Source organism: Desulfoscipio geothermicus DSM 3669, from assembly GCF_900115975.1.
GTDB lineage: Bacteria > Bacillota > Desulfotomaculia > Desulfotomaculales > Desulfallaceae > Desulfoscipio > Desulfoscipio geothermicus.
The window spans coordinates 1-9,030 of the sequence record NZ_FOYM01000053.1 but is presented as its reverse complement, the minus strand read 5'-3'; the positions used below and the strand labels follow the sequence as shown (position 1 = coordinate 9,030).

The window sequence follows — 9,030 nt, the reverse complement described above, 5'->3', positions numbered from 1 at the left end:
CGCGGTTTATGGCTGCAATTAACATATATTCACCGACGCTAATGCCCTGCTCTCTTTTAGGTATGTGGTTATCAATGGTTTCGACAATTTTCAGTTGTTCCGCCACTGTTAGTAGAGCAGCAACTGCTCCAAATTCAAAGACCTTAGCGTGTTTCGGTGGAGTTAACTGTTCAGGGTTACTCATAGCCCTCGCAATGTCCTCTACTTTTCCCAGGTATTTTTGCCAGACAATGCGGGGCTTGCCGTTAACCCGTTGACTTTCCACAATATAATAATAAAACTGATTCTTCTTTTTCTTTTTAATGATTGAGGCCACTTGGGCATACCTCCCGGGCGAAATATGGTAGGGTAATACATACTTCGTCCAAGAAGAGTAAAAATCCTGCCAATAAATGAAAAAAGTCAATATTTTAGGGTATTTTTATGGGTCATTTGGACTGTTAAAGATTGAAATATAATTATAGAGTAGGGTAATACATTTTCTGCTTCATAAGTACCATAAATGTTATTCCGTACCAGCTAATTCGGCCCTGGAAATAAACAGTTTTTGTTAAAAAATGTGACCCATGCAATCATTAAAACTGGAAATAACTCTCAATAATTCGTAAACTGCTGCTAGGGTATCTCTTGATACCCTGCTGATTGACTTTGTGATGATGTAATCGATTTTTCCTTTCGCCGCTTTCCTGAGCATTTTGTCCAGTCCGGTTCTACCGCTTCGTCGCAGTCCGCTTTCAATGTCATAGAACATACCAGCGAAAAGCGAGTTAGAATGGCTTTTTATCATCTTCGTATAAGTCTTAATCTGAATCTCAAGGCTGCGCAGCTGTTCCGGTCCGGATATACTAACTCTGCAATAGGCAGCAACCCTGAGCTTTTTATTCTCTTTGGGTATTGCGGGTACAATCCTTACATTCTTCATTTGCCTTCCTTAGTTATCTATGTAAAATGGGATAACCCATTTATATTCTACCAAAAAGAAAAGACGTGAAAGTATCCTCTCACGTCAAAGCATGTTTCAGTCACAATCCCGCAACCCCCTTATTTATCAAGGTTTTTGACGTTGCAACAGGATTATGGCTTCCACATGCATGGTATGAGGAAACATGTCCACCGGCTGCACCTCCTGCAGCGAGTAGCCCAGACAGGTCAGGCGTTTGACATCCCTGGCCAGGGTGGCCGGATTGCAGGATATGTAAACCACCCGCCCCGCCCCGCTGGCGGCCAGCGCGTCCAACACCTCGGGGCGGCAGCCGCTCCGGGGTGGGTCCAGCACCACCACGTCCGGGCGGTATCCCTTTGCCACGTGTGCCGGCAGCACCCGTTCCACCACACCGGCATAAAAACGGGTGTTGACCAGCCCGTTCAGGGCGGCGTTGGTCCCGGCGTCCCGCACCGCACCGGGCACCACCTCATAGCCCCGCACCGCGCCCGCATATCGAGCCACATACAGTGCAACGGTACCTACACCGCAGTAGGCGTCGGCCACCTCTTCACCACCCCGCAGGGCGCAATATTCCAGCGCCTGCCTATACAGTACGGCGGTTTGGGCGGGGTTCACCTGGTAAAAAGACGGCGCGGAAATTTTAAACTTTAGCCCGTCCAGTTCATCCACTACATAATCCCTGCCGGCCAGCGTGCTAAAACGCCCCCCCGGCCTTTTTCCCCCGGCGCGCATATGACACGCCACCGACACCACTCCGGGAATACCCGCCATTTTTTCTGCCGGTGTTATAAATCCCTGTGCTTGACCCTTATCTCCGATTAAAACCACCATTATTTCACCGGTGCTGCCCCGGCGCAGCATGATTTCCGCCGGCAACGGGGTTGCTGCCGGACACCCCGTCAAAATGTCCCGCACCTGCGCCGCCACGCGGTTCAAATCCCGGTGGGCCAGCAGGCACAGGTTGGGGCCGTCACTTCCCTCATCCGCCACCAGGCGGTGTGACCCCCGGGCAAAAAAACCCAGTTCCACTTCCCCGGCCCGCCGTCGCACCTTGAACCGTACGTTGTTCCGGTAGTGCCAAGGGTCCGCCATCCCAATAATATCGCGCACCGGCACGCCGGCGGCGCCGCCGATGCGGGTCATATCTTGCCTGACCAATTCGGTTTTCAGCCGCAATTGTTCCGCGTAGGCAATATGCTGCAGAGTACAGCCGCCGCAGCGAGCCGACACCGGGCAGGCCGGCGTTTGCCTTTGATCTGTATTACCGGCAATTTCCAGAATCGCTCCGTAGGCGTGGTTTTTGCGCCATTCCTCCACTCGCACGGTCACCCGCTCCCCCGGCACGGCACCGGGTACAAAAATTACCACACCCTCCGCGCGGCCAACCCCCTCGCCCCGGTGGTTGATTCCCGTTATTTCCACATTTACTATTTGGCTCTCTTGCAAAGCATGTCACTCCAATTCCCGGTAGTGCCGGGTGTTTAATTATACTTTGATTCCCTTTGTTAATATTTTTGCCCGGCAAAGTGAAAAACCTGCCTTATCAGGACAGGTTTTTCACCCACGCTATGCTGTAACCGAAACAGAATCACGCACCTGTTTAAAATCCCGGGGACCCCATGTACCCAGGTCCACCGCCTGAAGAATCAACCCCGTAACCCGGGATACATTGCCCGCCTGCACATCATGCAGGGAAACCGTCACCGGCAGCCGCATCTCCCGCCGTTCCGGGCACATTACCGTTACAACCAGGTGCAACCTGTTTTGCCCTTTATCCACTAACACCAATTCCAGTCCGGTAATCCTCGGATCCCTTTTTGCCGCTTCCGCTCTCAAATACTGCAAGAGATCGCTCAACACTGGAATTCACCTCTTCGCACTTTTTTCTATAATATACTATTGACTGGAATAATTTCATGAATACCGGTCAATTGCCGCAAAAGAATGGCCAGCGGTAAAATCAACAAGCCAACCAAACCGCTAAACAGCCGGGTCTGGTTGGCTCTAAACGTTACATTATTCCAACGGTATTTCCAGATCTAAAAGCGGCGGGTACTGTTGACAACCGAAAATATCCCCTTCCCCCGGACTCCCGCTGGGTTTATCCCGATAGATAGTGAATTTAATGGCATAAGCCGGATCGAAGGCGACAAAGTCGGAAATTCTGTCCTCACTGATCCCGTAAAGCCGGCAAATCGTTTCCCTGGTCAGAACGTTGCTTTTTTTGACCAGTTCGTAATTCTCCTTTTCCCGAAAAATTATATCGAAGGTAATTTTATCGGTGCCGGCATTCTTGCTCCTAATCGTTTTGGCCAGTTCCACCAGTTTTTTTGTTTCCATTTCCATACCCCCCGTTACTTGACTTCAATCAAATGGGTTTTAAACATTTCCATCGGGTCATCAACCGGCACGGTGTGGTTCATGGTCCAGGTATAAGCCGGGCTGGCCGGCAACACTTCATCCAGTACAAAGGCCACCCCGCCGGCGGTCCCCTTCACTTCAGGCAACCGGGCGTAAAACATCTGCCTGGTTCCGGTCATACACACTTCATGGGCCATTTCTTTACTGGGGGCAATACCCTCCACTATCACACACAGTTCGTGGGAACGGATTTCTTTGACCGGCTCCAGATCGCCCATCACGCCGTTTTTGCCGAATACCCGATAATGCAGTTCGTAACCGGTCTTGCCGAATCTTTCCACGGCCTGTTCCCGGGCCCAGGCGATAACCTCGTCAATGTGTCCAATGGTGTAGGGGTCGCGGACACCGGCAATGCCGATATACCTTTCCCCCACCTTGCCGGCTCCCTCGATCTTGACCCGCAGTTCTTCCGCCGGTACAAACTGCGGCCCGGTAATCCGGCAGGTTTTTTCATCAAACTGTTCATACTTACAGTTGCTCATGTCCAACATTCCGCCGGCCACGTATTCATAAAAGGGGTTTGACCTTTCGTACATGGCGTGACCCGCCACCGAAGCAACGGTACACCTTTGTTCGGGGTGCATAGCCGTCACCTTTACGTCTTCTTCGGTAATGGTCCCAATAATAGTTTCTTTGCCCCCGTAGGGCTCGCAGCAGAACGAGGCGCATTCCATAACTTTACCCAGGTAGTAGCATAATGCTTCAGGGAATCCGGCCCGCAGTGCGGGGGCGGCAAAAATGGCGCAGTCGCTGGAACGCCCGCCGATGATGACATCAGCCCCCATATCCAACAGTTTCATATACGGGTGCACCCCGGCCACGGCCACTATCCGGTTCGTTTTTTCAATGTCCTCCGGCGTCAGGTCCGGGCGACCGTCCAAACCCTGAATAACCTTGCCGCTCTTAATTTTTTGCAGCAGGTAGTCCCCGTCCAGTTCCGAGTAAAAATAGCCCAGTTTGAACGGAGGCATGTTATGCTTGGCGGCCAACTCCTTGATGATTTCTACGTACATATCCACCCGGCTGTTGGTGCCCGTATCCCCGGCAGACCCGATGATCATCGGCACGCCCAGCTTCCTGGCTTCCACCAACATTACCTCCAGGTCGTGCTTTTGCCACTCCGGCGGGCTGGCGCATATATCGTCGCCCAAGGGAACCGGGCCGATATCGTCACTCCCGGAATCGGCCAGGATAAAATCCGGTTTGGCGGCCACCCCGCGGTAGAAACTGCCGGTTTTAATCGGCGCAAAGCCCAGGTGCCCGTTGGGACAAAGGAATCGTAACGGTTTTTTGCTCATTAAAATCACACTCCCCTGCTATTTTTTATAACATGTTATAACAACATATTTCAATATTTAATACCTCTATAAGCATAATTAAAACCATTATTGTTCTTGCAGCTTATCTTCATCGTAATCAATGGTTAAATGATGCTCCTTCAAAAGGTAAAAATCAATTAATCCTACCAGTATTGCTAAACATGCTATTTTTTTACTATACTCCATAATAGACAAATTAAAAACTGAAATGTTTGCCGCAATTTGACCATTGATAATAAAAGCCAGCAAGAAAAGCACTCCTACTACAGCTCCGGCTATAACTGCTACGGCAACCGTAATTCCATAAATATTAACTAACAGGGAGTGTATTTGATTTTTCATAACTATCCCCTCCTAATGTACAAACAACGGCAACAGTCCCAACAAAAGAATTACAGCCATAACCATATGTCCGAAGATCCAAATGTAGGCAAGTTTGGCAGTCTCTTTAAAACCGGATTTGGCAATACCCATGGCTGCATACATACATAGTGCCATTGGTGGGGTCATCCCTTCCATGCATCCGGTTATAGCTGGCATAACTGCAGCGACAACAAAAGGATCCAAACCAACTGCAGCGCCTGTTGATATTATCGCTCCTCCCAGTATGGCAACTTGCGCTGAACCCGGCAATATCATTCCTAAAAAGGCAGTAAATAACACCACTAAAATTGCCCACCCTAGTTGCCCAACACCAAAACTTAAAAACCATTGCTGAACGGCATCCTGCATTTCAATTTGTTTAAATACAACCGAAATTGCATAAGCAAAGTAAATTGTCGCCGATACCGGCACAACCCCTTTTAAAGTATTTTTAAACAGCTGTGCAATACTGGAAGCGTTAAATCCGCCAGGAATATTATCTCTGCCAATGTATAGGGCGTAAACGCAAGCAACCCCGGCCACAAACATTAACAACGTACCGGAAAAGGCCTGTTGCCCTGCTTCACCTAACCGTGAAATGACAAATGGCTTCATGGTGGAGTCTATAAGAAGTGGCAATAAAATGAGAATTGGAATTAACAGCGCTTTCCATCCCTCTTTAAGTGATTGTGAGAAACCGGGCCTTTCTTCCTTCGGAATGGGTTTTATATTATAATACTTTGCAAATCCATATAAAAAAGCCATTCTCTGAATGATAAGCCACCCTCCCACTACCCATAAAGCAAGCCAAAAGGCGGATAATGAATACTTATCAGGATAAAGGCTGGCCAGGATGCCGAATCCAACAAGGTTTAATCCCGGTCCCATTTGATTACCCAAAGTGCTGCATGACATTTCAGTGGTGGCGGCTAACTCTCTGGGATAACCGGTTTTAATCATGGCTGGTATTGTAAAAACCCCGGTTGCTGCAACATTACCCGGGCCGGTTCCAGACATCATAGCCATTGCGCTACTTCCAAACAACGATACATATCCTGCCCCGCCAGGGAAACGACCAAAAATTGCAATAATTAAGTTAATTAGTTTTTCAACAACTTTAGTTAGGTTGAGAATATGTGCAAGAACTAAAAATGTAACAATAATATAAAATAAAGAGCTCTTTGTGGGATATATCAAATATTCCCAAAATAAATCATACCTTTGGGTCATTATAATTGTAAATGGAAACCCCAAGGCTATTGCTTCATAAATTGGTCGCTTAAATACCATAAAAAGAATAACTATAAAAATTAGCAACTCAATTAAATAAAAAACTTCTTGGGGAATACCCATAATATACATATTAAACACTCTCCTTTCTTTGCTTGAAGATGATGGCTCGCCTCCTAAATTCGGTAAATAAATTACTCCAGACCCTTTGCTTTCTTACCAATATTTCAGGATGAAATTGTAACATCAAGACAAAGCTATTCACCTCACTTTCCATGGCTTCTATTATGTGATCCTTTGAACGCGCAACAACTTTTAACCCTTTACCCGGTTGTTTTACTGACTGACTGTGCCAACTATTAACATATATTTCTGTCTGACCTAAAATTCTGGCAAGATAGCTCTCTTTATCAATAAATATTTGGTGATACGGTTCTTCCAACGGTATTGACAATTTTAATTGATTATGTTCCATTGCACATGGTGAATTATGTGAAATTTTCAAGAATAAACTCCCACCGAGCAACTCATTAATAGTTTGCATTCCCCTGCACATTGCCAACATTGGCATATCCATTTCCAATGCCTTTGCAAACAATAATTCTTCAAACTCATATCTTTCCGGAGCGGTATCGCGAAGCCCCGGTATTTCTGTTTGATTCAATATATGGGAAGGGATTTTACCTCCCCCGGTACAAACTAAACCACCTATTGTTCTTAACAACAAGTTAATGTAGTTACTATCCATATTTACAGGGATTAGTACCGGCAACATTCCATGGGCAATTAACACATCAGCATATGTTCTATCCATATAATTTAATGCCCGCCCGGGGAATAGATCGTACTTGCTGCCGGTATCAACGTGAGTAGTAACACCAATTAATGGTATTATGTTTTCTGTGCGCTCACCCTGACGACTCATCAAACCGGTTACCCCCTTACTTTGTAATCATAGTTGTTCTTTATAAAAAACCTAAACTTATTATTACATGTTATAACCTCTTTAAATATTTTTTCTATATAGCATTTTTTATTTCCTCCTTATTTTTTAAAATTTTTTATATTTTTTGTTTAAAAAAACTATCTTTTTAGACTTGTTTATAAAGCCACATGATAATTATGTTATAATCAGTATAGTTTGCAAACCAAGACAAGTTTTATCTTTAGCACAAAGGAGTGCAAAATAAAAATGCTGTCCCACGAAAAAGCAATTCCACTTTACCTACAGTTAAAGGAATTACTGAAAGAACAAATTAAAAACGGCATGCTGCAGCCCAACGACCGGCTACCTTCGGAAAACGAACTGTGCAAATTATACAATGTAAGCCGAATAACCGTAAGACAGGCGCTGGCTGAACTGGTGAATGAAGGCTTGGTGTACCGGAGCCATGGTAAAGGTACCTTTGTGGCCAACCCCAGGGTGGAACAGGAACTGATCACCGTTACCCCCTTTGATGAAACCCTGCGACGGAAAGGGATAAAACCCTCGACAGTGTTTTTATCCCACAGCCTGCTACCTGCCGATTTCAACCTGGCTACCTTGCTGGCCATCCCCCTGGAAACCAATACCGTTCACCTACGCCTGCTGGGCCTGGGCGACGGAGAACCACTGGTTTTATATAATTCATATTTTCCGGAATCAATCGGCTCCCAAATGGTTGAATTGGCCCGGGACAAAGCCCGTAAGGGCAAATCTTTTTCAACCTACGATTTGTATAACGAAATAAGTGGCGTAACACCTTCCATGTTGACCCAATCTTTCGAGGCCATCGTGGCCGACAAGGAAGCAGCCAAAATGCTGGATATAAAACCCGGTCACCCCCTGTTACAGGTGACTACCGTAGTTTATACAGTGGAAGGCCGCCCCACCGAGTATAGAATAGCCGCTTACCGGGGGGAAAAATATCGTTTCCACATCACCCGGCCGGCTAATCATTTTGTAAACGACTAGATGCTAAAACTTAAGAGTTGCTTTAAAATAAAGTCAATAAATTAAAAAACAAAAAGGGGACTGGCTCCGGTAAAAGGGGGACAGGCACCGATTCACAAAAAAGGGGACAGGCACCTTTTTCAAAATACGAAAAAGGAGCCAGTCCCCTTTTTTTTGTTATACTGTCTTAACAAAAAAAACCGGGAGCTTCATACTGGCTCCCAATTTTTTTGAACCCGGCCATGCGTCACGTATTGGGTTTATTCTGGTTAAATGCACATAAAGCCATATATTTTCGGCAACTATTCAGGATTGTGAAGCCTCTCCCGCCTACGCTTCGCTAAGAGGCGGGAGCTTCCTGGTTCATCGACCGCAGCCTTTGAGGTCTTATGCAATCTCCCCAGGCGTAAATTCGGGTGCTACCAGCCCTACTGAATCACAAAAACTTAACTTGCTCTTTGAAGTATCACCATCGCTGAAACCACATCCCGGTCTGCAACCAAACCGCATTCTAGGCACTTGTGCACCCTAACGCTCAGGTCCTTGGGTACGTGAGCACCACACACGCAGGTTTGGGATGTTCCACTGGCTGGAGCTTTTACGAATGACTTGCCATATTTTAGGCACTTGTATTCCAGGTAGTCCACGAACTTTCCCCACCCGGCGTCGGCAATACTTTTACTTAAATGACGGTTTTTAACCATGTTTTTGACTGACAAGTCCTCCACGGCTATTAAGTCATATTTTTGGACTATGCCGTAAGAAGTCTTATGCAGGAAATCCTTGCGCTGGTTGGCTATCTTGTCGTGAAGCTTAGT

At 46.6% G+C, this 9,030-nt stretch carries 10 protein-coding genes and 1 pseudogene; 1 reads left to right on the top strand and 10 read right to left on the bottom strand.

Going from position 1 to position 9,030, the window contains the following annotated elements:
* The 9 genes and pseudogenes from BM299_RS18215 to BM299_RS18175 all read right to left on the bottom strand — a co-directional run.
* Nucleotides 1–316 (bottom strand): annotated as a pseudogene (locus BM299_RS18215) (IS1634 family transposase); the annotation flags it as partial.
* 234 nt (nt 317–550) lie between these two features.
* Nucleotides 551–922, bottom strand: coding sequence for a recombinase family protein (locus BM299_RS18210; protein ID WP_245779860.1), 372 nt, complete (start codon nt 920–922; stop codon nt 551–553).
* Between the two features lie 126 nt (nt 923–1,048).
* A complete protein-coding gene (rlmD, locus tag BM299_RS18205; protein ID WP_092487832.1) occupies nt 1,049–2,392 on the bottom strand; it encodes a 23S rRNA (uracil(1939)-C(5))-methyltransferase RlmD in 1,344 nt (447 codons plus the stop codon).
* Between the two features lie 120 nt (nt 2,393–2,512).
* Complete coding sequence (locus BM299_RS18200) at nt 2,513–2,806, bottom strand: hypothetical protein (RefSeq protein WP_092487829.1); 294 nt, start codon at nt 2,804–2,806, stop codon at nt 2,513–2,515.
* A gap of 156 nt (nt 2,807–2,962) precedes the next feature.
* Nucleotides 2,963–3,286 (bottom strand): DUF4387 domain-containing protein, encoded by a 324-nt coding sequence (locus tag BM299_RS18195; protein WP_092487826.1) that lies wholly within the window; start codon nt 3,284–3,286, stop codon nt 2,963–2,965.
* A gap of 14 nt (nt 3,287–3,300) precedes the next feature.
* Nucleotides 3,301–4,665, bottom strand: coding sequence for an acyclic terpene utilization AtuA family protein (locus BM299_RS18190; protein WP_092487823.1), 1,365 nt, complete (start codon nt 4,663–4,665; stop codon nt 3,301–3,303).
* Between the two features lie 87 nt (nt 4,666–4,752).
* Entirely contained in the window at nt 4,753–5,028 is a 276-nt protein-coding gene (locus tag BM299_RS18185; RefSeq protein ID WP_092487820.1) for a hypothetical protein, read from the bottom strand.
* A 12-nt stretch (nt 5,029–5,040) separates the two neighbouring features.
* Nucleotides 5,041–6,411, bottom strand: coding sequence for a TRAP transporter large permease subunit (locus BM299_RS18180; RefSeq protein ID WP_092487817.1), 1,371 nt, complete (start codon nt 6,409–6,411; stop codon nt 5,041–5,043).
* A 1-nt stretch (nt 6,412) separates the two neighbouring features.
* The gene (locus tag BM299_RS18175; RefSeq protein WP_131820686.1) at nt 6,413–7,204 is read right to left on the bottom strand and encodes a gamma-glutamyl-gamma-aminobutyrate hydrolase family protein; all 792 of its coding nucleotides are present in this window, start codon (nt 7,202–7,204) and stop codon (nt 6,413–6,415) included.
* A gap of 267 nt (nt 7,205–7,471) precedes the next feature.
* Between BM299_RS18175 and BM299_RS18170 the strand changes: the two genes are divergently transcribed.
* Nucleotides 7,472–8,233 carry a GntR family transcriptional regulator gene (locus BM299_RS18170; protein WP_092487811.1) on the top strand — a complete coding sequence of 254 codons (762 nt, stop codon included), beginning with the start codon at nt 7,472–7,474 and terminating at the stop codon, nt 8,231–8,233.
* A 425-nt stretch (nt 8,234–8,658) separates the two neighbouring features.
* Here the strand turns inward: BM299_RS18170 and BM299_RS18165 are convergent.
* The coding region (locus BM299_RS18165) for an RNA-guided endonuclease InsQ/TnpB family protein (RefSeq protein WP_165608332.1) at nt 8,659–9,030 on the bottom strand (372 nt) is incomplete at its 5' end.